The organism is Caballeronia catudaia, assembly GCF_001544755.2.
GTDB classification, from domain to species: domain Bacteria; phylum Pseudomonadota; class Gammaproteobacteria; order Burkholderiales; family Burkholderiaceae; genus Caballeronia; species Caballeronia catudaia.
On sequence record NZ_FCOF02000008.1, the window covers coordinates 159,866 to 185,107 of the forward strand.

Genomic DNA, 25,242 nt, shown 5'->3' on the forward strand with positions numbered 1-25,242 from the left:
CCATACGCGGGCCGCATGCCGCGCTCGCGCGCGGCATGCTATCGTCGATGCGTCATTCCGATGGGTCATTTCGATGCCGCCATCATGAGTCAAGTGCGCTATCCCCTCGGGCCCGACGACCGGGTTCATCTGCTGTGCTGGCTCACGTGCGGATTGCTCGGCGCGTACTACATCGAAGGCGACTGGCCCGATGCGTCGTTTCAGGTACGCACCGCGCATCGCTGGCTCGACCGGCATCATCGCGCGGCGGAGTGGATCGAAACCGCGCGGCTTTCCGTTGCAGCGCAGGCGCTCGCCGCACGCTTCTCCGCGATGCTCGACGCCGACGCCTCGCGCGGCGACATCGAGCGCATTCTCGAAGGCGAAGACCTCGACTACGAAAGCGCGCTCGTGCAGCGCATCTATCACGAATGCTGGATCGAGCTATCCAGCCGGCGCAAGCCTTCGCATTGACAGCGCTTTCAATTCCCCTTCAGGTTCTCCCGCCGCCGCGCTCAATTTCCATGCCGCGCCGCGCTTGAGGCCCGGCACGTCTCGCGTCCGCGTACTGGCATTTTTTTGAGCCGCATGAATGTGCGGAACCCCACATTGACGCGTAACGCCGGGCGCTACCATCGGCGCGCCTGCTCGCACGTCGATGTTCGCGCCTCCCGGCCGTGACTCCAGAATCGCCGGGGCGACAAGCGGCTACACCGTCAGCGGCCAAATCGACCAGAACGACCAGAACGACCAGAACGATCGACACTGACCGGAGAAAGGCCCATGCAGCGCAACATTCGTCCGCTTCTTTCCCGAATCCGCATTCGTCGCCGCGCGCGCCTGCGTCCGCTCGCGATGCTCGTGCCGCTCGTCGCGGGCCTGTCGTGCGCGAGCCTCGCCGATGCCGCGCCGCCCTTGCCGAGCGGCGGCCAGTTCGTCGCGGGCAGCGGTGCGATCGGCGGCGACACGGCGTCGCTCACCATCAATCAGACGACATCGCGCGGGGTCATCGACTGGAGCAGCTTCTCGATCGGCGGCGGGCGGCAGGTCACGTTCAACAACGGCAACGGCGCGACGCTCAATCGCGTGACGGGCGGCGAAGCCTCCGTCATCCTCGGCCAGCTCAACGCGACGGGCAGCGTGTATCTCGTCAATCCGCAGGGCGTGCTGGTCGGGCCGGGCGGTGTCGTCGCGACGGGCGGGCGCTTCGTCGCGTCGGCGTTGAACATCGACAGCGATGCGTTCATGCAGGGCGGCCCGCTGACGCTCTCGGGCGGCGGCGACGGCATGGTCATCAATCTCGGCAAGATCGGATCGAGCGGCGGCGACGTGTTTCTCGTGTCGCGCACGGCGGCGGTGAACGGCGGCAGCATCAGCGCGCCGAACGGCACGGTCGAGATCGCGACGGGCAATCAGGTATTGCTGCGGGACGCCTCGGGTGGACAGCAGGTTTTCGTGCAGGCGGGCAGCGGCGGCACGGCGATGAACGGCGGCGCGATCGAGGCGGCGCAGGCGAATCTGCAAGCCGCCGACGGCAACGTCTACGCGCTCGCGGGCAACAGCGCCGCGATCCGCGCGACCGGCACCGCGACGCGCGACGGCCACGTGTGGCTCGTCGCCGACAAGGGCACGGTGCACGCGAACGGCGCGATCGTGGCGGCCAACGCGGACGGCAGCGGCGGCACGGTCGAGACGCGCGGCAACACGCTCGACATCGCGGGCGCGGACGTTCAGGCGCGCGCGTGGAAGCTCGGCGCGCAGACCTTCACCGTCGATCAGACGAGCGGCGACACGCTCGCGCGCAGCCTGGCGAACGGCACATCGGTCGATGTCGAATCCGCCAGCGGCGATGTCACCGTGACCGGCAACGTCCAATGGAACGGCAGTGGATCGCTGACGCTCGGCGCGGCGCATGGCGTGACCATCGTTCCCGGCGCGACCATCGCCAACACCGGCAACGGCAATCTCACGTTGCGCGCGGATGCCGGTGGCATCGACAACGGCGGCAGCGTGACGAACGGCGGCACGATCGACTGGTCGAAGAGCGGCGGCATCGTGAGCGCGCTCTACGACATGAACGGCACGTACGCGCCCGGCACGCTGCTCACGAACAGCGGATGGACGGCCGCGCCGTATAGCGGGCTCGTCACGCAGGCGATCGGGTACAGGCTCGTGAACACGCTCGGCGATCTGCAAAAGGTGCCGCAGGACCTCGCGGGCAACTATGCGCTCGGCAAGGATATCGATGCGAGCGTGACCGCGTATCCGAACTCCTTCACGGCGATCGGCGCGACGTCGACGCCGTTCACCGGCCAGTTCGACGGCTTCGGCCACACGATCGACAAGCTCACGTCGACTTCGAATCTCAACGATGATTACTACGGCATGTTCGGCGTGATCGGCGCGAGCGGCGTCGTGCGCAACATGAATCTCACGAACGCGAGGACGAGCGGCTATTCATCGGGCGGGCTCGGCTTGCTCGCGGGGCAGAACGACGGTCTGATCACCTACGTCAATACGACGGGCTCAGTCAGTCAGAACGGCTTCGGCGGCCGCGGCGCGGGCGGAGTCGCGGGCGTGAACAACGGGATCATCGAGCGCTCGTCGAGCACGGCGGATGTCGGCTATCAGACGCCGGCGGGCGGGCTCGTCGGCGTGAACAACGGCACCATCGCGCAGTCGTATGCGACCGGCACGACGTTCGCCGGCACGCATGGCGAGACGGGCGGGCTCGTCGCGTTCAACACGGGCCTCATCACGCAGTCGTACGCGACGGGCGGCGTCGGCGGATTCGGCGGCGGCGGGCTCGTGTACGTCAACGGCGCGACGGGCGTCATCAACGAATCGTTCGCGGTCGGCCAGGTCGGCGGCGGCGGGCCTCCGGGCGATGCGTACGGCGGCATTGCGGCGTACAACCAGGGCGCGATTCATAACAACGTCTACTGGAACAAGGACACAACGATACGCACGAGCGCCGCGGGATCGAACTCGGGGACCGTGCCGCCGGATGCGAACGGGATGACCACCGCGCAGATGAGCAACGTGTCGAATTACCTCGACTGGAATATCCCGGCGGGCGGGGTCTGGGCGATGCCGGCGGGAGCGACGCATCCGGTGCTGCAGTGGCAGCAGGCGCAGCCGTAAAGCGGATCGTGAGACGGCGAGATACGCGCCGTCTCACGCCTAACTCCCAATCACCAGAAACACCTCCCCCACCGGCGCCTTCGATCCATTCGGCACCACCGCCTTCAACGGAAACCCATACGTCCCGCGAAAGCTGACGAACCGCCCCACCTGCACGCGAATCCCCACTCCGACACCCGCCAGCGAAGCATTGTTCACCTCACCGAATTCGGGGATCCGGTTCCACACGTGCCCCGCATCGAAGAACATGAACGGCTGCATCGCCGCGATGCCCGCCGATATCGCCGGCGCACGCAGTTCCGTCTGCACGTTCCATCCGCGATCGCCTTGCGCGGAGTACGGCTCGTAACCGCGCACGGTGGCATCGCCGCCCAGGCCGAGTTCTTCGCTGGGCAAAAGCGTGCTGCCCGTCCATTGCACGAGCCCGCGCGCCGACACCGAAAAGCCCGACTTCCCGAGCGGCATATCGCGCTGCGCCGACAACTGCATGTACTGATAACGCGGCGTCGCGCCGAGGCGCGCGGCATCGTAGGCAGCGTCGTTGCTGTTGCTGTCGAAATAGCCGGGGCTCACGAAGAGCGACGCATTCAGATGCGTATCGCCCGAGGCATCGCTGCGCAGGAGATCGTAGGCGAAAACGAACTGATGAATATGCGTGTTCGCATTGAACACCTGAAAGCCGCCGAATTCGAGGTCGTTGTTCGAGCGCTTGAAGTCGTAGCCGATCTGCACTTGCTGTTGCCACGCGCCCGCGTTGTCGAGCGGTGGCAAGCGCCAGTCATAGCGAAAGCTGATCTGCGAACTCAAACCGGTCTGCCCGTAACTGTCCGGCAAACGCGGCGTGCTTTCGGCAAACACGCCGAACAGTTCGACGCGATCGAGCCACGGCAGCGGCGCGACCACATTGAACGCGTGCGCGATGTAGCGCGGACGATCCGGCCGCCCTTCGATATCCGGATTGCCGCTCAGCAGATCGTTACTCGCGGTCATCTGATAGCCGATGCGCGCATCGATGCCGAACAGATTGCCGTAGTCGAAGCCCGCGAGAATGCGATCGCGGCCGAGATCGCGCACGCCATCGTTGTTATAGCCGCCGTAAATGCGAAACGGAAAGCGGTCTTCGGTTTGCAGCACCACATCGGTCGTATTGAGCGCGGCGCCGGGCGCGTAGACAACATCGACACGCCGGTACGGGTTCGCGTTGAGCAGCGCGAGCCCTGAAGCAACATCGGCTTCGCGGATCGGCTCGCCGCTCGCAAGCGGCATCTCGCGCATCAGCAGCGCGTCGGAGAAATAGCGATTGCCCTTCGGCATCACACGCCCCGCGCGAAACTCCGCGACGGCGATAGTCACGACCCCATTGCTCACGTCCTGCTCGGGCACATACACATCGACGAGCGGCTGGCCCGCATCGCGATAGCGCTGCACGACCGCGCGGCGAATCCCGGCGAGACGCGCGAATGTCAGCAGCTTGTGAAGATCCTGCGAGAAGCCGTCGAGAAACTCCGGCGTGAGCAAGGGAACGCCGCTCGATGTGATCGCGCCATTCGCGCCCGACTGCATCGGAGAAGAAGCATCGGGCCGCACGAACGCGATGCCGCGCAGATCGCGAATCGCGATATCCTGCGAGCCCTCACCCGGCTCCGGCGGCGATGGCGACGCGCGCGGTCCGCCGGGTGCGGGCGGCGCGATCGGCGCGACATCGCGATACGACTGCGCGTCGGCATCGCGTGCATCGACGATGCCGACGATCGCGGACAACAACGTCGCGGCGAGTCGGGCGCGTGTCAATCGCTCAGGCGCGCGCGGCGAACATGTTCCATGTCTGCTCCGGCGTTGTCTCGCGTGGTCGGGCTTCGCATGGTATCAGCGCGTCGCGCGCCGCGGAACGCTTCATGCAGCAGACGTGCGCGTGACGCGCCGCCGCTTCTCTATCGCGCGTAGAAATGACCCGGCGCAAGCACACGAGTCAGTAGAAATCACCGCTCGCGCACGATGCTTGTCACGACGTGCCGCCAGCCTTCCTTCCGAACGCTCAACGCATCTATGATTCGAAGATGACCGGCGCGACGAGCAGCCGCAACCGCATTGCCAGGACGAAGATGGACAAATCCTCAACCGCAGACATCGCGGACACTGCAACGCCCGAGGCATCGGCGCATGCATCATGCGCACGCGAGCCGATTCACATTCCAGGCGGCATTCAGCCTCACGGCGTGCTCTTCAGCGTGGACGCGCACTGCCACATCGCGCAGGCGAGCGCGAACGTCGCGCAGTTCGCGCCTATCGCGGCCGACGCGTGCCTCGGCCGCGCGTTGTCCGACGTGCTCGGCGAGCATGCGGCCGAACGCGCGAGCGCGGGCCTGAAGCAGCTCACGCGTGACGGTGCCGCGATCCACGTCGGCAATCTCGTGCTCGATGGATGGACGCCGCGCGGTCCGGTCGCGATCGTCGTGCATCGGCATGAGGGGCTATTGTTCGTCGAAGTCGAGCCCGCCCAGGACACCGCCGACGTCTTCTCGACGATGTACCCGCTCGTGCGCTCCTTCGTCACCGAAGTGCAATCCATGCGCACCGTCGAGCAGCTTTGCCAGTTCGCCGCGACCGAGATCGCGCGCATCACGGGATTCGGACGCACGCTCGTCTACCGGTTCGATGACGAAGGTCACGGCAACGTGCTCGCCGAAGCCGTCGAGCCGGGTTATCCGTCGTATCTGCATCAGCACTTTCCGGCGTCGGACATTCCGGCGCAGGCGCGCGAGCTGTATCGCAGGAACCGCATCCGCCTCATCTCGAACGCGGACTACGAAGCCGCGCCGCTCGTTCCCGCGCTGCATCCGGCGACCGGCCGCCCGACCGATCTCACTTACGCGTCCTTGCGCAGCGTGTCGGGGGTGCATCTGCAATACATGCGCAACATGGGCACGCTCGCATCCATGTCGATGTCGCTCATCGTCGACGACAAGCTGTGGGGCCTCATTTCCTGTCATCACGCGACGCCGCGCCTGCCGCCGTTCGAAGTGCGCACGGCTTGCGAGCATGTCGCGCAGATCGTGTCGCTGCAAATCGAGGCGCGCGAGACGCAGGCGGAATCGCATTACCGGCTCGAACTGCGCCGCATGCTTTCGAAACTGCTTTCGTCGATGGCGAATTCCGACAGCTTCGTCGAAGCGCTCGTCGGCGATGCCTCGGATCTGCTCGGCTTCACCCGCTCGTCGGGCGCGGCGGTGATCTTCGAAGGCCGCACGTCGCTCGTCGGCATGACGCCCGGCGAGCACGGCGTCACCGCGCTCGTCGACTGGCTCGACGATCAGAGCGAAGACGTCGTGATGTCCGACCGCGCGTCGCAAGATTGCCCCGCGCTCGCCGGCTCGCCGGACGTGGCGGGCTTTCTCGCGGTGTCGATCTCGAAGATCTATCGCAATTACGTGATCTGGTTTCGCCGCGAAGTCGTGCAGACGATCGAATGGGCCGGCGATCCGCGCGCGAAGCTGACGGGACTCGCTTCCTCGCTTTCGCCGCGCGAGAGCTTCGATACCTGGACCGATGTCGTGCGCGGCCGCTCGCTGCCGTGGCGCGCCGCCGAACGCGAGATCGCGCTCGAATTCCGCGCGGCGGTGCTCGGCATCGTGCTGCGGCGCGCGGAAGAAATCGCGCAGCTCGCGACCGAACTCGGCCGCGCGAATCACGAGCTGGAGGGCTTTTCGTACACGGTGTCGCATGACTTGCGCGCGCCGTTACGCCATATCGTGAGCTTCGCGGATCTGTTGAAGCAGATCGACGGCGACAAGTTATCGGAGCGCGGACGCGGCTATCTGGAGCGCATCGTCACGTCGGCGCGTTTCGGCGGCCGTCTCGTCGACGATCTGCTTTCGTTCGCGCAACTCGGCCGCGCGGCGCTGCGTCCGCACAAGGTCGACGTCCACGCGCTCGTGCACGCGGTCATTCAGAACGATATGGATGAACACGCGTCGGCGCGCGTTCACTGGAAGGTGGACGCGTTGCCGCCCATCGAAGCCGATCATGTCTTTCTTCACGTGGCGTTCGCGAACCTCATGGCCAACGCGGTGAAGTTCAGCGCCAAGCGCGAGCAGCCGATGATCGAAGTCGCGGCGCATGACGGCACGGGCGAGCTGATCGGCCACGTCGTGTATCTGGTGCGCGACAACGGTGTCGGTTTCGACATGCGTTATGTCGACAAGCTGTTCGGCGTGTTCCAGCGGCTGCACGTGAACGACCAGTTCGACGGCACCGGCATCGGGCTCGCGAACGTGCGGCGCATCATCGAGCGGCATGGCGGCAAGGCGTGGGCAGAAGGCACGCCCGATAGCGGCGCGACCTTCTATATGGCGCTGCCGAAGCAGTTTCGTCCTGAGAGCGGCGTCCGGCGCGATACGGCTGCGACCGCGCTCGCGCGTCTCGCCGCGGGCACGGGCGGCGCGGGGCACGATATCGGACAGCTTTTGAAGCGCGTGGAGCAGGAGAAGAAATAGACGCAAGCAGACGCAAAAAAACGGCCGCGATCTCGTCGATCGCGGCCGTTTCGCGTGGCTTGCGGACAGCGCCGCGCTTAGAAGCGGTGACGCAGACCGACCGTCGCTGCGACCTGATTCTGCGTCGACGACGGCGACAGCGTGTTGATCATCGCGACGTTGGCGCCCGCGTTGCCCAGATCGCCCGACGCGTGCTGATACACGCCTTCGACGTACACGTCGGTGCGCTTCGAGAGCGAGTAATCGGCTTGCAGCGAAACCGTGTGCCACTTCGGATCGCCCGAGCCGTTGCTGCCCGTGACCTTGCCGTCCGTGTACGTGTACGCGGCGTCCAGCGCGAGCGCCGGCGTCAGCGCGTAGCGGCCATTCAGCTCGAAGTTGTTCAGATGCAGGTTGGTGTTGCCGGGAATCGCGATCGACGTGCCGCCTTGCGACGCAGCCAGCAGTTGGTCGTAGTGCGTGTTGGTCCACACGAACCCGACTTGCGCCGGGCCGTAGGTGTAGTTCACGCCCGCGCCGAACGTGCGTTGCAACTCGGCCGTCAGATTGGCGTTGTTGCCCTGACCGGCCGACACCGCGCCATTCGCGTTCGCGCTATTGCGCGAGTTATTCGTCTGCAGATAAGCGGCGGCGAAATTCAGCGGGCCGTTGCCGTAAGAAGCGCCCGCGCTCCACGCGCGGTTATTCGCGAACTGGCCGGCGTCGTTCGAGAAACCATACAGGCCGCCGAACTTGAAGCCCGCGAAATTCGCGCTTTGATATTTGACCGAGTTCTTGATCGAGAGCGAATGATCGAGGTTATCGTTATCGAACGGATGCGCGGCGAGATTATTGCCGTAGCCCGAGCCCGTGTCCGAGAGCGGCGCGAGATAATCGACCATCGAATCATATTGACGGCCGAGCGTCACCGTGCCGTATTGGTCGTGTTGCAAACCGACATAAGCCTGGCGGTTGAACATCGTATTGCTTTCGGTATATCGGCCGTTATTGAGGTTGAAGCCGCTCTCCAGTTTGAAGAGCGCGTGCAACCCGCCGCCCAGATCTTCGGTGCCTTTCAGTCCGAAGTAAGTATCGGAAAGCGCGCCGCTGCCTTGCTGCCAGTTGTTATGGCCGCCGGAATTGTTCGTATAGACGAGACCCGCGTCCAGCGTGCCGTACAGCGTGACGCTGCTCTGTGCGTGGGCTGCCGCTGCGAACGTGCCGAAAATGCCCGCGATGAGAAGAGTTTTTTTCATGGTTCTCTGAGTGTCCTGTTTAATGCGAAAGCGTCCGGGTTTTGGCGGGCCATCCTGGTCTGCGCTCACCCTCTGGAAACTGGGACACACTTTATGCGACGAGCATGCGAATGTGTCCGCGTATCGCACGCAATAATCTTTTGCTGATTCCGCGAAGCGGCGGGCTCAGCGCTTCATAGTCTTTTAAGGTCAATCGCTTAGCGGCAATTCCATATAGCTAATGGCGTCTCGCCTGTTGCGGATCGACGACGTCATTAGTGCGCATAGCGGATTAGTCCATTGCGCGGCGTGCGGTTTATATCCGCCGAGGTGGTTGTTAAGCTTCCCGCGTCAACAGAACTCCGAGAAGTTATTCTGAGGACACGGAGCGGTTTCGCGAGAGGAGGCCGCTCCGTTTCAATTCGCTTTTCATAAGCGATGCCGAGTTTTTATGATCGCGTCGCCATGAAGCCGCGCATCTCCCGTCAGAAAGACATTCAGTTTTCCGAACGATTAAAGGGCGTCCCGCTCTGCTGTCGAATTGCTTTCGGCAGGCAGGTCTTTCGCGTAGGAACGATTCGCATTTAGGCTAAAATGGCCATGATACGCGATATGTTTCGCGGAATATCCCGATGTATTTGAAAAGTTTGCGCAGTATTCACGCGCGCCGCGCACGGAATCCACCAACGTTCAGCGCGCAGCCGGACACTGCACCAAAAATATGTTACCGGCCTGTGAACCTTTGCGGACGGGCACTTCGCGAATTTGAACACCATCGTTTCAATTCGAAACATCTTGAATTGGTTTGAATCGCCTGTCCGGAACATGAATTGCTTAAATAGAGGTCTGTGTAAATCTAGCCGGAAATCGCGATATGAAGAGAAGCGCCAATGCAACCACCGTCCCAGCATTTCGACAGCGACGCCCCGCTCAACTCGCGGAGCGCGAGCTTCAACATCTGGAAATGATCTTGGCGAATTTCGTCGAACGCAGCGCGACTTCAGACCGCTTGCCGACCCGATATTGGGACATGCGCGTCGCGCAACTGGATGCGGAATACGATCTGGTACCGTCGCAAAGCCAGCGCGTCGCTTCGCTTCAACGCAGGCTCGCGTTGCTGGACAACGCGCTGAATACGGCCTCGTCCGCCGCGGATGTTCAGGAAGGACAACAGAGCCGACGCGCCGCCGCCTAGCTCGACCCCGAATCCTCAGGCCGTTACGACGCGGCTCGCATCCAATCGTCGACGAGCGCGCGTGCCGCCGTATGCGCGCACATCAGCGCGTCTTCGGCGGAGTTGAAACTCGAAGCGTGCTTGCCGTCCATGCACAGCGGCGAAAACGCGGTGACGGGCCTTCCTGACCGGCTGATGGTCACGCTCGCCAGATAGTGGACCGCGCCGGGCGGCGGCACGAGCCTGCCACTTGTCGCGACCGCGACTTCGAGCACGAAGCCCTTGTGGTTGTACGACCGTATCATCGGATCACTCCGCCGCTATCCAGGTACGCGCCGTGTACATGGGCGATGAAACACGGCGTCTGACCTTGCCGCTGGAGCATGGACCATACCTGCAAGCCGCTGTGGTCAAGCTCAGTGATTCAGCTCTTCGAGGCGCAGCCCGTTGGTCCTCGGTCCGAACAGGCCGATCGCGAGCGCGACGATCAACATGAACACGGTAATGCCCGTGAACACGCCCGGCACGCCGAAGTCCTTCAGCAGGAACGCGATGATGAAACCCGACATCATCGCGCCGGCGCGGCTCGCCGAATACACGATGCCGCTGGCACGGCAACGCACGGCCGTCGGAAAAAGCTCGGTCTGATACGCGTGATAGCAGACCGAGATGGTTTGCCCCGCCAGCGAGATCAACACGCCGAGCGCGATGAGCGCGGCAGGCGATTTCATCTGTCCGAACGCGATGCCGCTCGCGATCACGACGAGCGCACCGCCGACGATCAGCCACTTGCGCTGGATGCGGTCGGCGTAAAACATCGCGAGCATCGGACCAATGGGCAGCGCGAACGCGATGATGAACGAATACAGCAGACTCTTCGTCACGTTGATGCCTTGCCCGATCAGCAGCGTCGGCACCCAGTTGGCGAAGCCGTAATAGCCGATCGCCTGGCAGAAGTTGAAGACGATGAGCATGATGAGACGCGAGCGATACGGCGCGTGAAACAGCTCGGAAAGCGACGCGCGTCGATGCGCCGGCTGCTCGACGACAGGCGCGGGCGGCGGCAATGCTGCGCCCGACTGGCGCTCGACGACGCGTTCGATCTCGCCCACCACGCGCTCGCTTTCTTCGTGACGGCCGTGCATCGCGAGCCAGCGCGGGCTTTCGGGCACCGCGCGCCGGATGAACCATACGATCACCGCGCCGGCCGATCCGGCGAGCACCACGACGCGCCACCCGTCCAGCCCGAACACGGTCGCGGGCACGAGCCAGTACGAGAGAATCGCGGCGACGGGCGCGGCGGCGAACATCACCATCTGATTGAACGCCATCGCGCGGCCGCGCATGTGCTGCGGCACGAGCTCGGTCACATAGCTGTCGATGGTGATGATCTCCACGCCCACGCCGATGCCCGTCACGAAGCGCCAGAAGATCACGCCTTCGGGCGTCGTCTGGAACGCCATGATCGCGGAGCCGATCGAGTACCACAGCAGCGAGACGGTGAACACGCTGCGCCGGCCGTAACGGTCGGGCAGCCAGCCGAAGCAGAACGTGCCGATGAACAGCCCCGCGAACGTCGCCGCGATGAAACCGGCGATGCCCGTGAAGCCGAAGAACGCATGCGTGGTCGTCTGCAAGAGACCGCTTTTCGCCATCCCCGGCGCGATATAGCCGGTGAAGATCAGATCGTAGATTTCGAAGAAGCCGCCGAGCGAGATGAGAAACACGAGCATCCAGAGATGCCGCGTGATCGGCAGGCGGTCCATGCGCGCTGAAATTTGCGCGCCGGGCGTCGTGGCGACGCGAACGTCGGGCGAGGCGAGCGGCTCGGCGACCGCGCTGAGGGTAGGTTGCATAGTCTTGTCTCCTGTATTGCGATGGCGCTTGTTTTCATGTGCGCCTTTCGCTTTGCATCATGCGATAACGCGTTTGGCAAGCCGGCCCAGCACTTCGTCCGTATGCTCGCCCACACGCGCGAGCGGCTGACGCACGCCGGGGCGACGTCCGCCCATCGTGAGCGGAAGCAGCACGACATCGGTGGTGCCGCCGTCGTCGGTCTGCATCGGCACGAGGCCGCCGCTCGCTTTCAGATGCGGATCGTCGAGCAGTTGTTCGGGCCGCATGATCGGCGCGTACGGAATGCCGGCCGCTTCGAGCTTCGGCGCGAGTTCGTCCGCGCGATGATGCGCGAGAATCTCGCCGAGCCGTTCCAGAAGATGCGGCCGCACCGCGACGCGCATCGCATTCGTCGCGAAGCCGGGTTCCTGCGCGAGATCCGGACGTTCGAGCACATCGCACAGCGTGACGAACTGCTTGTCGCTGACCGCGCCGATGAACAACTGCTCGCCTTCGGCCAGCGTGAACACGTCATAGACGCTCCACGCCGACACGCGCGAGGGCATCGGCGGCGGCGCTTCATGCGTCATCGCATATTGCTGCATGTGCTGCGCCGAGAGGAACACGCAGTTCTCGAAGAGCGCGCTCTGCACTTCCTGGCCGCGTCCGGTGAGATCGCGTTCGCGCAGCGCGGCCAGCACGCCGATCGCGCCGAACATGCCGCCCATGATGTCGTTCACCGATGTCCCCGCGCGCAGCGGCCTGCCCGCCGGACCGGTCATGTACGCGAGGCCGCCCATCATCTGCACGACTTCATCGAGCGCGAGACGCTTTTCGTACGGGCCTGGCAGAAAGCCTTTGTGCGACACGTAGATGAGCTTCGGATGCGTCTTCGACAAGCTTGCGTAATCGAGGCCGAGCTTCGCCATCAGGCCGGGGCGGAAGTTTTCGAGCAGCACGTCGCATTCGCCGATCAGTTCGATGGCGGCATCGCGGCCTTCGTCCGTATTGATATCGATGACGACGCTCTTCTTGTTGCGATTGAACGAGCGAAAGAAGCCGATGCCCAGGCCCGGCAGATTGCGCGTCTTGTCGCCGCCGGGCGGCTCGATCTTGATGACCTCCGCGCCGAGATCGGCGAGGATCATGCCGCAGGTCGGTCCCATCACCATATGCGTGAACTCGATCACGCGCACGCCTTCGAGCGGCAGGGTTGAATGACTCATATCGTCCTCAGGCTTCAATTGCGGTAATCGTTTCGTAGGTGACCGGCAGGCCCGCGAGCGCGAGCGCGCCGTGGAGCGTTTCGCCGTCGAGCCATTGCGCGAGCTTGGCGCGCAGCGTCAGCAACGCGGGAATGTCGATGCCGGTGTCGATGCCCATATCGGCGAGCATGAACGCGAGATCCTCGCTCGACGCGTTGCCGCTCGCGCCCGGCGCATGCGGACAGCCGCCGATGCCCGCGAGCGTCGCATCGAAGCGCGCGACGCCGGTTTCGAGCGCGGCGTAGACGTTGGCGAGCGCGAGGCCGCGCGTATCGTGAAAGTGGCCGCACCAGAAACGCTCGCCCGCGATATCGCGCGCCTTCTCGAAGAGCGCGCGCACGGCGGCGGGACCGGCATAGCCGACCGTATCGGCGATGGAGACGCGATCCGCGCCCGCATCGAGCAAGGCTTGCATGTAGCGCAGCACATCGGCGTGATCGACGCGGCCCTGGATCGTGCAGCCGAACGCCGTGCCGATGCCGCCTTCGATCATCGTCTTCGAACCGGCCGCGTCGCGGGCGGCACGCATGCGCGCGACTTCATCGACGACTTCTTCCGGCGTCTTGCGCAGATTCGCGAGGCTGTGCGCGCGGCTCGCGGAAAGCGGCACGAGCATCAGGTCGGCCTGGGTTTCGATGGCGCGCTCCGCGCCCTTCAGATTCGGCACGAGCACGGATACGAACAGGCCGGGCAGCGTCTTCGCATACGCGACGAGTTCGGCCGTATCGGCGAGTTGCGGCAGGAGGCGTGCGGGCACGAACGAACCGGCTTCGATTTCGCGCTGGCCGGCGGCGTAGGCATCGCCGATCCATTCGATCTTTCGTTCGGTCGGCACGATCGTGCGAATGCTTTGCAGGCCGTCGCGCAGGCCGACTTCGCGGATCACGGCGCGTTGCGGGAACGCGGGCATGGCTTTGTCTCCGAGTCTTTTGTGTGTGTGGACTCGACTTTAGACATTCCGCAAATGCCCTAAAAGCGGTATTTTGGAAGGCCTGTGCTTCCCGTTCGGAACGTTAGAGGAAACAAACCGGCATGCGCGATATCGACCTGAAAACGCTGCGCCTCTTCGTCACCGTGTGTGAGCACCAGAACATCGCGCGTGCAGCGCAGGAATCGCATATCGAGCCTTCCGCGATCAGCAAGCGCATCGCGCAACTCGAGACGTCGCTCGGCGTGCCGCTTCTGTCGCGCTCGCGGCGCGGCGTCGAGCCGACGCCCGCGGGCATCGCGCTGCTCGAACATGCGCGCAGCGTGCTCTTTACGATGGAGCGCATCGCCAACGATGTCGCCGCGTTCGGCGGCGGCCTCAAGGGGCGCGTGAGCATTTGCGCATCGGCATCGGCGATTGCGGAGGCGTTGCTCGACGATATCGCGTCGTTCATGCGCGAGCCCGCGAATCAGAACATCAAGGTCGATGTGGAAGAGCGCCTCTCGAACGATCTCGTGCGGCAGTTGCGCGAAGGCGTGGCGTCGGTCGGCGTGTGCTGGGACAGCGTCGATCTGCGCGGATTGCAGCATCGCGCGTACCGGCATGATCGGCTTGCGCTGGCGGTGCCTGGGGATCATCCGTTCGCGAAGCGGCGTTCCGTGGCGTTCGAGGAGTCGCTCGAATTCGAGCACGTCGGCCTGCCGCCCGCGACCGCCGTGCACACGATGCTCCAGCGCGCGGCGGCGCAGGCGGGCAAGACGATGTCGTATCGCGTGATCGTGTCGAGCTTCGACGCGGCGTTTCGCGTCGTCGCGGCAGGATTGGGCATCAGCGTCGTGCCGATGGAAGTGGCCGGAACGTATCGGCAGGCGCTCGGCATCGAAGCGGTGCCGCTCTCCGATGCGTTCGCGAAGCGCCGCTTCGTCGTGTGCTTTCGGGACTTCGACGCGTTGCAGCCTGCTGCGCAACGTTTGGTCGAGCATCTGGAAGCGCGTGCTGCGCGCTAGTCAGGCGCGTCGCAGAACACGGTTTGCGTGTCTGTCTTTTCCACGGTCAGATTGACCGATCGCGCCCCGCCCGGCCGCGTGCAATGCCGCTTGCCCGCGGGCACCGTCAGCAATTCACCGGCGTGCAGTTCGACGGCGCCTTCGTCGAACTCGATGATCAACGTGCCTTCCACCGAGACGAAGGTTTCGTCGGAGTTCGGATGAACGTGCCATCGAAAAGGCGCGTCCATCACGCTGATATGCACGTCGTGATTGTTGACGGTGGAGATGACACGATTCATGTAGCCGTCGCGCGCGGCGTCGGCGATCGCCGCGTAGTCGATGATTTGGGTCATTCGTTCAGGCTAGCGCAGCGAGCGTGACGGTACAAACGAATATTTCTGACGCGTATGTGAACTCAGTTCACCTTCGCCGCCGCCGCCAGCGCCTGGACCGCGCTCTTGCTGTCCTGCTGCGAATGCATGAACTTCGTGACGACGTCCGTCATCGCGCCCGCGACGGCTTCGGTCTGCGCCATGCCTTGCGCGAGCGACGGCACGATCGTGTTCGCCTTGATCGCCGATTGTTCGTCGGCGTAAGAGCGCTTCGCGCAGTCGTCGAACTTGTCCATCGGAATGCCGATGCGCGCCGGAATCGAGCCTTTGTACAGGCTGAACTGTTCCTGGAAGTCCGGCGACATCACCGCCTTCGCCAGCACGAGCTGTCCGGGCGTCGCGGTCTTCGAACCGTTCTGGCTGAAGAACGCGAGCGAATCCGAGTTGAACATGTAGCTGCCCGCCGTGCCCGGACGCGGCGCGCAGATGTAGTCCTTGCCCGGCACCTTGCCCGCGCGCGCGAATTCGCCCTTCGCCCAGTCCGCCATGAACTGCATGCCGGCCTTGCCGTTAATGACCATCATCGTCGCGAGATTCCAGTCGCGGCCGGTCGTGCCGTTGTCGTAGTACGAGCCGATCTTGCGCACGATGTCGAACACCTGAACCATCTTGTCCGATGTGAGCGTCTTCGGGTCCAGCTCGACGATCGCCTTGCGATAGAAATCCGCGCCCTGCGACAGCACCACGCCTTCCCACAGGTTCACGTCCTGCCACGGCTGCCCGCCATGAGCGACCGCCGTGTAGCCCGCGGCCTTCATCTTGTCGGCGAGCGCGAAGAACTCGGGCCACGTATTGGGCGCCGCGCCGCCGACCTTGTCGAGAATCTCCTTGTTGATCCAAAGCCAGTTCATGCGATGAATCTCGACCGGCACCGCGACGTAGTGCCCGTCGTACTTCAGGAACTTGCCGACCTGCGGCGGAATGAGCTTGTCCCAGCCTTGCGTCGCCGAGTCGATATCGACGAGCACGCCCTGTTCGGCCCAGTCGTGTATCGACGGCCCTTTCAGCTGCGCGGCCGAAGGCGGATGCCCCGACACGACGTTCGTCTTCAGCACGGTCAGCGCGTTCGTGCCGCTGCCGCCCGCAACCGCGAAATCCTTCCACGTGACGCCCTGTTTCTCGACGTCCTGCTTGAGCACGCCGACCGCCTTCGATTCGCCGCCCGACGTCCACCAGTGCAGCACTTCGATCTGATCGGCCGCCTGCGCCGTGTTGAGCGCGCCCGCCACCGCCAACGCTATCCATACGTTCCGCTTCATGATGTGTCTCCTCGCTTCTCTCTTCCGATTGCGATGGCTTATTGATCGTCCCAGCGCGCGACGATTTGTTCCTGCACGCCGAGTCCGGCGACTGACAGCTTCATCACGTCGCCCGGCTTCAGGTATTGCTCGGGCTTCATGCCGAGGCCGACGCCCGGCGGCGTGCCCGTGGTGATGACATCGCCCGCTTCGAGCACGACGAACTGGCTGATGTACGAAACGAGCGTCTTGATCGGGAAGATCATGTCCGATGTCGACGAGTCCTGGATGCGCTTGCCGTTCAGTTCGAGCCACAGCGGAAGGTTCTGCACGTCGCCGAGTTCATCGGGCGTGACGAGCCACGGACCGAGCGGACCGAAGGTCGGCGCCATCTTGCCCTTCACCCATTGGCCGCCCTGTTCGAGCTGGAACGCGCGCTCGGAAACATCGTTGCAGACGCAATATCCGGCGACGTAATCGAGCGCGTGGTCTTCGCTCACGTAATGCGCCCGCTTGCCGATGACGAGCGCGATCTCCACTTCCCAATCCGCCTTGGTCGAATTGCGCGGCAGCAGCACGCGATCGTTCGGCCCGCTGATGCACGACGGCGCCTTGTTGAAGAGAATCGGCTCCTTCGGAATGGGCGCGTTCGTTTCGATCGCGTGCTGCACGTAGTTCAGGCCGACCGCGATGAAGTTGCCCGGCCGCGCGATGCACGCGCCGATGCGGGGATTGCCTTCGACGATCGGCAGCGCGCCGATGTCGAGCCCTTCGAGACGCTTCATGCCGCCCTTGGCGAAGAACGCGGCATCGAAGTCGTCGGTGACCGCGAAGGCATCGCGGATGCGGCCTTCGTTGTCGAGAATGCCGGGCATTTCCTGGCCCGCATTGCCGTAGCGCAGAAGTTTCATGAGGTGGTTTCCTTCAGGTTCGCGGAGAGTCGGCTGATCTCCAGCACATAGACGTTGCACGGTTCGGCCGTCGCGCCGTGGCTCGGCCAGTCGTAGGCATCGAGCGTCGAGCGGCATGCTTCGATACCGTCTCGCGTGGCGGCTTCGAACATCACGATGTGGCTCGGCACCGTGAACGCGCGCGCCTTTGCTTCGGCGGTTTGCGCGTTGCTTGCGGTGTCGTCGGCGATGAACGCATGTGCCGCGAGCACATCGCCGCGCACGAGCAATGACTCGAAGCATGCGAGGCCGGGCACGCTTCCATCGACGCGCAGTTGCATCGTCAGCACGTAGCCGCCCGTGCTTTCGCCTTGCGTTTCGGCGATGCGGCATATCGAGCGCGCCGTGTTGCGGAAGTCCGCGACGGATGCGCGCGTGAGCGGCGTCGGGTTGTCGAGGCGTTCGAGATACGCGTCGCCGGTGAGCACGCGCATATCGCGCGCTTCGTAGACCGTCAGCCACTCCGGCGATGCATCGTCGCCGCGATAGCGCCGGCCGCGCAGAAAGCCGTCGATGGAAAGGCGCTCGGGAATGTGCTCCTTGTCGTGCCATGCGTAGAAACCGTCGCGTCCTTCGTCGACGACGTCGTTCCAGACCAGCACGACCGCGTTGCCCAGCAAAGACATGTTGTTTTTCTCGCGTCAGGCTGCGTTGAAGAATTCGAAGATCGCGTCGATCTGGCCGCTGTGCATGTCGATGCCCGTCACGACCGGACATCCGCATTCGATCGCCTTCGCGATGAGTGCGGTCGGTTCGCCGGGCGGCCGCAAGACCACATCGCCGACGATCTGCCCGCTTCCGAACGACGCGAACGGCGCGGGCATGCCATCGCCCGCTTTCATACCGACGACCGACGCATTCACGATGATGTCGGCGTCGTTCGCATCCGCATCGCCGGCGGCGATCGCGCAGCCTTCGCACGATGCCGACAGTTGCGCGGCAAGCGCGCTCGCCTTCGCGCGATCGATATCGCACAGCGTGATATGCGCGACGCCCGCATCGGCGAGCGATACCGCGATCGCCGCGCCCGCGCCGCCGCAGCCGAGCACGAGCGCGCGCTTGTCCTTCACCGTGTGTCCTTTCGCGAGCAGGCCGCGCACGAAGCCTTCGCCATCGAACATATCGGCGTGCCAGCGGCCTCGTTCGTCGCGACGCAACGCGTTCACCGCCCCGACGCGCCGTCCTTTCGATCGCACTTCATCGGCGACTTCGAGCGCATTCGTCTTGAATGGCGATGTGACGAGCAGGCCGTCGAGATTCTTCAGGCGCAGGAGCGTCGGCAGAACGGCATCGATCTCGCTCGCATCGATTTGCATCGGCACGAGCACCGCATCTATGCCCGCTTCGGCGAACTTGCGCGTATAGACTTCGGGCGAGCGGACTTGCGCGATCGGATCGCCGATGATTCCGTAAAGGCGCGTGCGCCCCGTGATCGACGTCGTGCTCATGCGCGGCTCCCGTACCATTCGGCGATGCGGCGCGAACGGTGCTTCCGCTCGCGCGCCATCGTTTCTTCCCTGATGCCCATGACGCCCGGCGCGAAGATGCGCGCGTCCATCTCGTGCATATCGGTGGCGACGGCGGGACGGAAATCCATGAGTGCGAAAACATCGCGTTCGATATCGACGCCCGGTGCGACTTCGATCAATTCGAGTCCCTTGTCGCCGACGCGAAACACCGCGCGCTCCGTGACGAACAACGCCGTATTGCCGCGCTCATGCGCAAGCGGCGCGCTATAGCAGATCTGTTCGAGTGAACGCACGAACTTGCGATGCCTGCCTTCCTGCACGATGCGCGTCTTGCCGTTTTCCCACTGCACCTCGAGTCCGCCCGCCGTGAGCGTGCCGCTGAAGATCACGCGCTTCGCGTTCTGGCTGATATTGATGAAACCGCCCACGCCGACGATCTTGTCGCCGAAGCGGCTGATGTTCACGTTGCCGTGCGCGTCGACTTCGGCGAACGAGAGAAACGCGAGATCGAGACCGCCGCCATCGTAGAAATCGAATTGCGACGGCTGCTCGATCATCGCGGCGAAATTCTGCGCGCCGCCGGAATCGCGGCCCGTGATCGGCGCGCCGCCGATCAAACCTTGCTCATTCGTGAGAATGACCGAATCGAGGAGGTCTTCTTCCGCCGCGACTGTCGAAAGCCCCGTCGAAATGCCCGCGCCGAGATTGCACACGGCATGCGGAAACAGTTCCATCGCCGCGCGCCGCACGATGACCTTGCGCGGACCGAACGGCAGCGGACGAATCTCCGAAAGCGGCACGCGCAATTCACCCGCATAGCTCGGGTCGTAGTCGGTCGCGTAGGTCTGACGCTGCTCCGCCTCGACGACCACGAAGTCCACGAGAATGCCCGGAATCTTCACCTGCTTCGGCGGCAGCGTGCCGCGCCGCGCCATGCGCTTCACCTGTACGACGGCGATGCCGCCCGCGCGCCGCGTCGCCTGCGCCATCGCGAGCATTTCGCCGAGCACGGCTTCCTGTTCCATCGTCACGTTGCCGTCTTCGTCGGCGGTAGTGCCGCGCAGGAACGCGATATCGACCGGGAACGGCTTGAAGCGCAGCCATTCTTCGCCGTCGATATGCATCAGCTCGACGAGCATCTCTTCCGTAGACGGACTCTGGCGCGCGCCCTGCTGACGCGGATCGACGAACGTGCCGAGACCCGTTTTCGTGATGAGGCCGGGACGGCCGCCCGCCATCTCGCGCATCAGTTGCGACAGCACGCCTTGCGGCAACGTGTAGGCCTCGATGCTGTCGTTCGCGGCCATCGTGACGAGGCCGGGCGAATCGACGAGCGCACTCGTGATCGCGCGCTTCAGCAATCCTTCGTGCGCGAGATGGCTCGCACCGAGCGCGGCGCGGTCGCCGATGCCGACCACGCTGATCGACGTGATGCCTTGCGGCTGCCGCTCAGCGATAAAACGCCGTTCCACCGCCGCGAGCAGCGCCTCGGGCACCGCATGTCCGCCGCCTGAACCGCTGATCACGACGGAATCGCCCGAGCGCACCAGTGCGGCCGCGTCGTCGCTGGAAATTCGTTCCATTTGTCACTCTTCTCCGTATCTTTGCCCGGCCATCGACCTAGCCCACGGATCTAATGTAACCGGTCTCATAAGAGCTTTCAAGGACAATCTCACAGAATGGACTCGCGCTAGGGAATACCATTAATGGCACCATCGGTCTTGGTTTCAACCGGTATGTCCGTCATTTACACGGCACTATGTAACCGGTATCATAAATTGCAATCGAAGCATCTCTTCGAGTTCCCGCGACGCATGCCACGCGCCGCGACTTCAACGCATCAGGAGACAGAGCATGGCTATCAAGGGCGTCGAGATTGGCGACGAATATCGTTTCGCGAAGACCGTCGGCGAAGTCGACGTGACGTTGTTCGCCGGCCTCACGGGCGACTTCAGCGACACGCACATCAACGAGCAATACATGCAGGAGAAGTCGGCGATCGGCCGGCGCATCGCGCACGGCGCGTTGCTGGTCGGCTATATGTCGACGGCATCGACGATCTCGATCGCGCACATCATTCATCGCACGGATCTCGATGAATTCCCTGTTTCCGCGGGCTACGACCGCATTCGTTTCATCAAGCCGGTGCTGCTCGGCGATACGGTCACGGTGATCTATCGCGTCGCGGAAATCGACGAAGAAAAGCGCCGCAGCACCGCCGACATGGAAGTCATCAACCAGCATGGCGAAGTCGTCGCGGCCGGACGTCATCTGATGAAATGGGCGAAGAAATTGTCGAACGTGGACTGACGGCGGGCCTTCGCGCGGTGCTGCACGAATATTGCGGCGCAGGTGGATTGCTATAATCGGCGCACCCCGCGCGAACCCCGATCAGGCATGGCCAAGAGCAAAAAGAGCACGACCGAAGACGCCGATGCCGCCAGCACCGCGAGCAGAAAGACGCGCTCGTCCGCCGTGACGCTGCGCGATGTCGCGCGATTCGCGGGCGTGTCGTCGGCCACGGTTTCGCGTGTGATGAACAATCCCGAAGTCGTGTCCGACGAATTGCGCTCGCGCATCATGGTCGCGATCGAGCATCTCGGCTGGGTGCCGCACGCCGCCGCGCGCGCGCTCGCGACGCAGCGCACGGGCACCATCGGCGCGGTGTTCCCGACGCTCGCGAACGAGCACTTCGCCACCGCCATTCAGACCTTGCAGGAAGCGCTCGAACAAGCCGGCTATACGTTGCTCCTCGGCTGCTCGCAGTACGATCCGGAGCGCGAATATCGCCAGGTGCGCACGATGCTGGAACGCGGCGTCGATGCGGTCGTGCTCGTTGGCGAAGCGCATCATCCCGACCTCTATACGCTGCTCGGACAGCGCCAGGTGCCGTTCGTGAACACGTTCGCGTATCGCGATGGCGTGGATACGCTGTGCGTCGGCGTCGACAATCATCAGGCGTTCTTCGATTTCACGACGTATCTGATCGGCCTCGGGCATCGTCGTTTCGCGATGCTCTCGCAGAACGCCGATTCGAACGATCGCGCCCGCGCGCGTCGCGAAGGCGTGCGCGATGCGCTCGCCGAGCATGGGCTCGGCATTTCGGCGGCGCATATGGTCGAAGGCTTCTGGGGCGCGCACGAAGGCAGGGAGCTTTTCTCGAAGGTGATGGATACGCCGCAGCCGCCGACGGTCGTGATCTGCGGCAACGGTTCCTTCGCGATGGGCGCGATGCTCGAAGCGATGCAAAAGGGCTACGACATTCCGAACGAACTGAGCCTCGTCGGTTTCGACGATTTCGAACTGATGTCCGAGTTGCCGATTCCGATCACCACCGTGCGCGTGCCGAGCGCGGAAATCGGCGCGATGGCCGCGAAGATGATTCTCGCCGAGCTTGCCGAGAAAGGCAGCGCGGTGAGCGTGAAGTGCGAGGCGGAAATCATCGTGCGGGCTTCGTCGGGGCCGCCGCCGAAAGCATCCAAAGCCCGCAAGACGCGCGGCTAATCCACCGCCCTTCCCCGCGCCGCTTCCAGAATCGCGAACCATTCCTCGCGCGTTAATTCGATATCGAGCGCATCGACGGCATCGCGCAGACCTTCGATGCGCCGCGTGCCCGCAATCGCGATCGGCCGCGACGGCAGCCTGAAAATCCACGCATACGCGATCGACACCCAGCTCGCCACGCCGCGCTCGCGCTGAATCGCCTGGAGCGTGCCGCGCACGCGCGCGGCGGCGGCATCGGCTTCATCGAACAGACGGCCGCCACCGAGCGGCGACCAGATCATCGGCGTGACGCGCGCCGTTTTCAATGCGCTCATCGTGCCGTCGTCGATCGGCGTCGAATGAAACGGCGACACCTCGATCTGATTCGTCGCGAGCGCAATGCGCGTATTCAGCGATTCGAATGCGCGCGCCGAAAAGTTCGATACGCCGAACGCGCCGATCTTTCCCGCCGCCAGCAGCCGCTCGACTTCGCGCGCGAGCTCGTCCTCGTCGATGAGCGGATCGGGGCGATGCAGCAGGAACAGCTCGATGCGCTCGCACCGGAACGCCCGCAACGAACGCTCGACGCTCTCGCGCACATGCGCGGCGCTGTTGTCGTAATGCTTCACGCGATGCTGCGGGCGCGCAGGCGACACGAGTCTGATGCCCGCCTTCGTGACGATCTGGATGCGCTCGCGCAATCCGGGGCGCAATGCGAGCGCTTCGCCGAAGAAGGTTTCGGCTTCATATCCGCCGTAGATATCGGCGTGATCGAAGCTCGTCACGCCGAGCTCGACGCATTCGCCGATGAACGCGGCGAGCTCCGCGCGCGTCGTGTTCCAGCGCATCACGCGCCACATGCCCGCGACCACGCGCGAGAGCTTGGTTTCGATGGAGGATGTCGTCATGATCTGAAAACGGTTACAAATCAAATTGTATTGGGGTTTACGGTGTTTGAATGCGACGGCAAATGACTATAATGATACCGGTTACATTCAAGCGCTAGCCGAACACGGAGACACCCGATGCAAAGAGACATCGCCATCGCGCAGGAAGGCGCGCGCCGCTGGTATCGCGACATTAGCTGGACGCAATGGCGCGTGCTGATCGCCGCCTGGGGCGTGTGGGTCAACGACGCGCTCGACTTCCTCGCCATCACCTTCGTGTTGCGCGATATCGCGACCGCCTTCAACGTATCGCTCGACACTGCCTCGCTGCTGTTGCTCGCCACCTACGGCGTGCGCTGGATCGGCGGGCTGCTCTTCGGCGGCCTGAGCGACCGCATAGGGCGCAAGATACCGCTGCTCATCACGCTGACATGGTTCACGCTCGGCGCGGTCGCAACGGGGCTGTCGTGGAGTTTCGCGGCGCTCGTGGTGTTCCGTCTTCTGCTCGGCTTCGGCATGGCGCCCGGTTTTTCGCTCGGCGCGGCGATGGTCGCGGAATCGTGGCCCGAGAAGCATCGCGCGATCGGCATCGGCATTCTGGATACGGGCTGGGGCGTCGGCGCGATCGGCGCGGCGCTCGCGTACGAGTTCATCTATCCGCACTTCGGCTGGCGCGGGATGTTCTTCATCGGCTTGCCGCCGTCCATCGTGCTCGCGCTGTTCATCATTTTCTGCGTGCCGGAATCGCAGGCGTGGAAGAAGGCGCGGCCCGCTGCGGCTGTCACGTGGCGCAGCAATCCGGTCGTCGATCTGTTCTCGAAGTATCCGAAGCGCGTGTCCTATCTCGCGCTCCTGATCTTCGTGCTGTGCTTCGGCTCGTGGCCGTTTCAAGCGCTTCTGCCGACTTATCTGCGCGCGGCCGGCCTCGCGCCCGCCGCCGTCAGCCAGATCACGATGGCGTCCGCGATCGGGCAGATTCTCGGCTTCGTCGCGTCGGGGTTCATCGCCGAGCGGCTCGGGCGGCGCATGGCGATTTCGGTGATGATCGGCATCGGCGCGCTGTTCGTCGCGGGCGTGATTCTGTCGACGGGCAATATCGCGCTCGCGGCGGCCTGTGCGTTCGTGAGCGGCTTCTTTCTGATCGGCTCGTCGGGCATCTGGGGCACGGTGCTCACCGAAAACCTGCCGCGCGATGTGCGCGCGTCGGGCGTCGGCTTTCTCTACAACTTCGGCGTGATCGGCGGCGGCATCGCGCCCTTCATCGTGCTCTCGACGATGCATCGATTCGGTTTCACGATGCCCGACGCGATCATCGGCTTCACGATCGTCGCGGCGATCGCCGGCATGGTCGTGATCCGATTCGTGCGCGAGACCAAGGGGTTGTCGCTGGACGAGATCGATCGCGAAACGAACGGTTGATCGTCAGACGCCGCTCTGAAGCGTCGACGCATTCGCGCGCCCCATGATCGCCGCGATATTGCCGATGGCCGGCTGCGCGAAGTGCACCGGCGGCGCGTCGAGCGGCAGCGGCGCGGGGCCGGAGTTCGTCGCGCGCGCATAGACCGGCAGCGGCGGCGCACTCTGCGCGCTCGATCCGATCGGGAACACCGGACCGCCCATGATGCCCACGCCGATGAACGCGTGCGCCTGGGCGGCCGTCACCAGACCGAAAGTGAGTTTGCTCGCCAGGATTGCGTGTCTGATCGCTCTCATTTCTCGTCTCCTCCATGCCGGTTTGTCGATGGGTGGATTCTGCGGCGGGAAAATGAGAGAAAAATGAGCGCGCGGCGGAGAAAAACGG

The 25,242-nt window shown here is 64.1% G+C and carries 22 protein-coding genes; 8 read left to right on the forward strand and 14 right to left on the reverse strand.

Translation table 11 applies throughout. The annotated features are described in order from the left end of the window. Positions 1-84 precede the first annotated feature (84 nt). Both AWB75_RS11530 and AWB75_RS11535 read left to right on the forward strand, forming a co-directional pair. Positions 85-453 carry a hypothetical protein gene (locus tag AWB75_RS11530; protein WP_061124311.1) on the forward strand — a complete coding sequence of 123 codons (369 nt, stop codon included), beginning with the start codon at positions 85-87 and terminating at the stop codon, positions 451-453. A 309-nt stretch (positions 454-762) separates the two neighbouring features. Then, positions 763-3,123 carry a beta strand repeat-containing protein gene (locus tag AWB75_RS11535; RefSeq protein WP_061124208.1) on the forward strand — a complete coding sequence of 787 codons (2,361 nt, stop codon included), beginning with the start codon at positions 763-765 and terminating at the stop codon, positions 3,121-3,123. 39 nt (positions 3,124-3,162) lie between these two features. Here the strand turns inward: AWB75_RS11535 and AWB75_RS11540 are convergent, their stop codons facing one another. Then, positions 3,163-4,914, reverse strand: coding sequence for a ShlB/FhaC/HecB family hemolysin secretion/activation protein (locus AWB75_RS11540; protein ID WP_061124209.1), 1,752 nt, complete (start codon positions 4,912-4,914; stop codon positions 3,163-3,165). A 311-nt stretch (positions 4,915-5,225) separates the two neighbouring features. Between AWB75_RS11540 and AWB75_RS11545 the strand changes: the two genes are divergently transcribed. Beyond that, positions 5,226-7,616, forward strand: a complete 2,391-nt coding sequence (locus AWB75_RS11545) for an ATP-binding protein (protein WP_061124312.1) — start codon at positions 5,226-5,228, stop codon at positions 7,614-7,616. A 77-nt stretch (positions 7,617-7,693) separates the two neighbouring features. Here the strand turns inward: AWB75_RS11545 and AWB75_RS11550 are convergent, their stop codons facing one another. Then, a complete protein-coding gene (locus AWB75_RS11550) occupies positions 7,694-8,851 on the reverse strand; it encodes a porin (RefSeq protein WP_061124210.1) in 1,158 nt (385 codons plus the stop codon). A gap of 949 nt (positions 8,852-9,800) precedes the next feature. On the opposite strand from AWB75_RS11550, the gene AWB75_RS11555 reads away from it, so the two are divergent. Beyond that, positions 9,801-10,025 carry a hypothetical protein gene (locus tag AWB75_RS11555; protein ID WP_235012070.1) on the forward strand — a complete coding sequence of 75 codons (225 nt, stop codon included), beginning with the start codon at positions 9,801-9,803 and terminating at the stop codon, positions 10,023-10,025. Positions 10,026-10,048: 23 nt separating this feature from the next. Here the strand turns inward: AWB75_RS11555 and AWB75_RS11560 are convergent, their stop codons facing one another. The 4 genes from AWB75_RS11560 to AWB75_RS11575 form a co-directional block, all read right to left on the reverse strand. Next, a complete protein-coding gene (locus AWB75_RS11560; RefSeq protein ID WP_061124212.1) occupies positions 10,049-10,309 on the reverse strand; it encodes a hypothetical protein in 261 nt (86 codons plus the stop codon). Positions 10,310-10,420: 111 nt separating this feature from the next. Continuing rightward, positions 10,421-11,860, reverse strand: a complete 1,440-nt coding sequence (locus tag AWB75_RS11565) for an MFS transporter (protein ID WP_061124213.1) — start codon at positions 11,858-11,860, stop codon at positions 10,421-10,423. Between the two features lie 57 nt (positions 11,861-11,917). Next, positions 11,918-13,066, reverse strand: coding sequence for a CaiB/BaiF CoA transferase family protein (locus AWB75_RS11570; protein ID WP_061124214.1), 1,149 nt, complete (start codon positions 13,064-13,066; stop codon positions 11,918-11,920). A 7-nt stretch (positions 13,067-13,073) separates the two neighbouring features. Then, entirely contained in the window at positions 13,074-14,015 is a 942-nt protein-coding gene (locus tag AWB75_RS11575; protein ID WP_061124215.1) for a hydroxymethylglutaryl-CoA lyase, read from the reverse strand. 122 nt (positions 14,016-14,137) lie between these two features. On the opposite strand from AWB75_RS11575, the gene AWB75_RS11580 reads away from it, so the two are divergent. Continuing rightward, positions 14,138-15,040 carry a LysR family transcriptional regulator gene (locus AWB75_RS11580; RefSeq protein ID WP_061124216.1) on the forward strand — a complete coding sequence of 301 codons (903 nt, stop codon included), beginning with the start codon at positions 14,138-14,140 and terminating at the stop codon, positions 15,038-15,040. Here the strand turns inward: AWB75_RS11580 and AWB75_RS11585 are convergent. From AWB75_RS11585 to AWB75_RS11610, 6 genes are all read right to left on the reverse strand, one after another. After that, positions 15,037-15,375, reverse strand: coding sequence for a cupin domain-containing protein (locus tag AWB75_RS11585; protein WP_061124217.1), 339 nt, complete (start codon positions 15,373-15,375; stop codon positions 15,037-15,039). The genes AWB75_RS11580 and AWB75_RS11585 overlap by 4 nt on opposite strands. A 62-nt stretch (positions 15,376-15,437) precedes the next feature. After that, complete coding sequence (locus AWB75_RS11590; protein ID WP_061124218.1) at positions 15,438-16,673, reverse strand: ABC transporter substrate-binding protein; 1,236 nt, start codon at positions 16,671-16,673, stop codon at positions 15,438-15,440. A gap of 38 nt (positions 16,674-16,711) precedes the next feature. Further along, positions 16,712-17,563 (reverse strand): fumarylacetoacetate hydrolase family protein, encoded by an 852-nt coding sequence (locus AWB75_RS11595; RefSeq protein ID WP_061124219.1) that lies wholly within the window; start codon positions 17,561-17,563, stop codon positions 16,712-16,714. Continuing rightward, positions 17,560-18,228 (reverse strand): DUF4286 family protein, encoded by a 669-nt coding sequence (locus AWB75_RS11600; protein WP_061124220.1) that lies wholly within the window; start codon positions 18,226-18,228, stop codon positions 17,560-17,562. The genes AWB75_RS11595 and AWB75_RS11600 overlap by 4 nt, the downstream gene beginning before the upstream one ends. Before the next feature lie 15 nt (positions 18,229-18,243). After that, positions 18,244-19,050, reverse strand: a complete 807-nt coding sequence (locus tag AWB75_RS11605) for a shikimate dehydrogenase family protein (RefSeq protein ID WP_061124221.1) — start codon at positions 19,048-19,050, stop codon at positions 18,244-18,246. Beyond that, the gene (locus AWB75_RS11610) at positions 19,047-20,654 is read right to left on the reverse strand and encodes an acyl CoA:acetate/3-ketoacid CoA transferase (protein WP_061124222.1); all 1,608 of its coding nucleotides are present in this window, start codon (positions 20,652-20,654) and stop codon (positions 19,047-19,049) included. Before AWB75_RS11610 ends, AWB75_RS11605 begins: the two co-directional genes overlap by 4 nt. Positions 20,655-20,925: 271 nt before the next feature. On the opposite strand from AWB75_RS11610, the gene AWB75_RS11615 reads away from it, so the two are divergent. After that, entirely contained in the window at positions 20,926-21,381 is a 456-nt protein-coding gene (locus tag AWB75_RS11615; protein WP_061124223.1) for a MaoC family dehydratase, read from the forward strand. Positions 21,382-21,468: 87 nt separating this feature from the next. Then, complete coding sequence (locus tag AWB75_RS11620) at positions 21,469-22,575, forward strand: LacI family DNA-binding transcriptional regulator (protein ID WP_061124224.1); 1,107 nt, start codon at positions 21,469-21,471, stop codon at positions 22,573-22,575. Here the strand turns inward: AWB75_RS11620 and AWB75_RS11625 are convergent. Further along, complete coding sequence (locus tag AWB75_RS11625; RefSeq protein ID WP_061124225.1) at positions 22,572-23,462, reverse strand: aldo/keto reductase; 891 nt, start codon at positions 23,460-23,462, stop codon at positions 22,572-22,574. The genes AWB75_RS11620 and AWB75_RS11625 overlap by 4 nt on opposite strands. 117 nt (positions 23,463-23,579) lie before the next feature. Between AWB75_RS11625 and AWB75_RS11630 the strand changes: the two genes are divergently transcribed. After that, a complete protein-coding gene (locus AWB75_RS11630) occupies positions 23,580-24,860 on the forward strand; it encodes an MFS transporter (RefSeq protein ID WP_061124226.1) in 1,281 nt (426 codons plus the stop codon). A gap of 3 nt (positions 24,861-24,863) precedes the next feature. Here the strand turns inward: AWB75_RS11630 and AWB75_RS11635 are convergent, their stop codons facing one another. After that, positions 24,864-25,154, reverse strand: coding sequence for a hypothetical protein (locus AWB75_RS11635; RefSeq protein ID WP_061124227.1), 291 nt, complete (start codon positions 25,152-25,154; stop codon positions 24,864-24,866). Between the last annotated feature and the right edge of the window lie 88 nt (positions 25,155-25,242).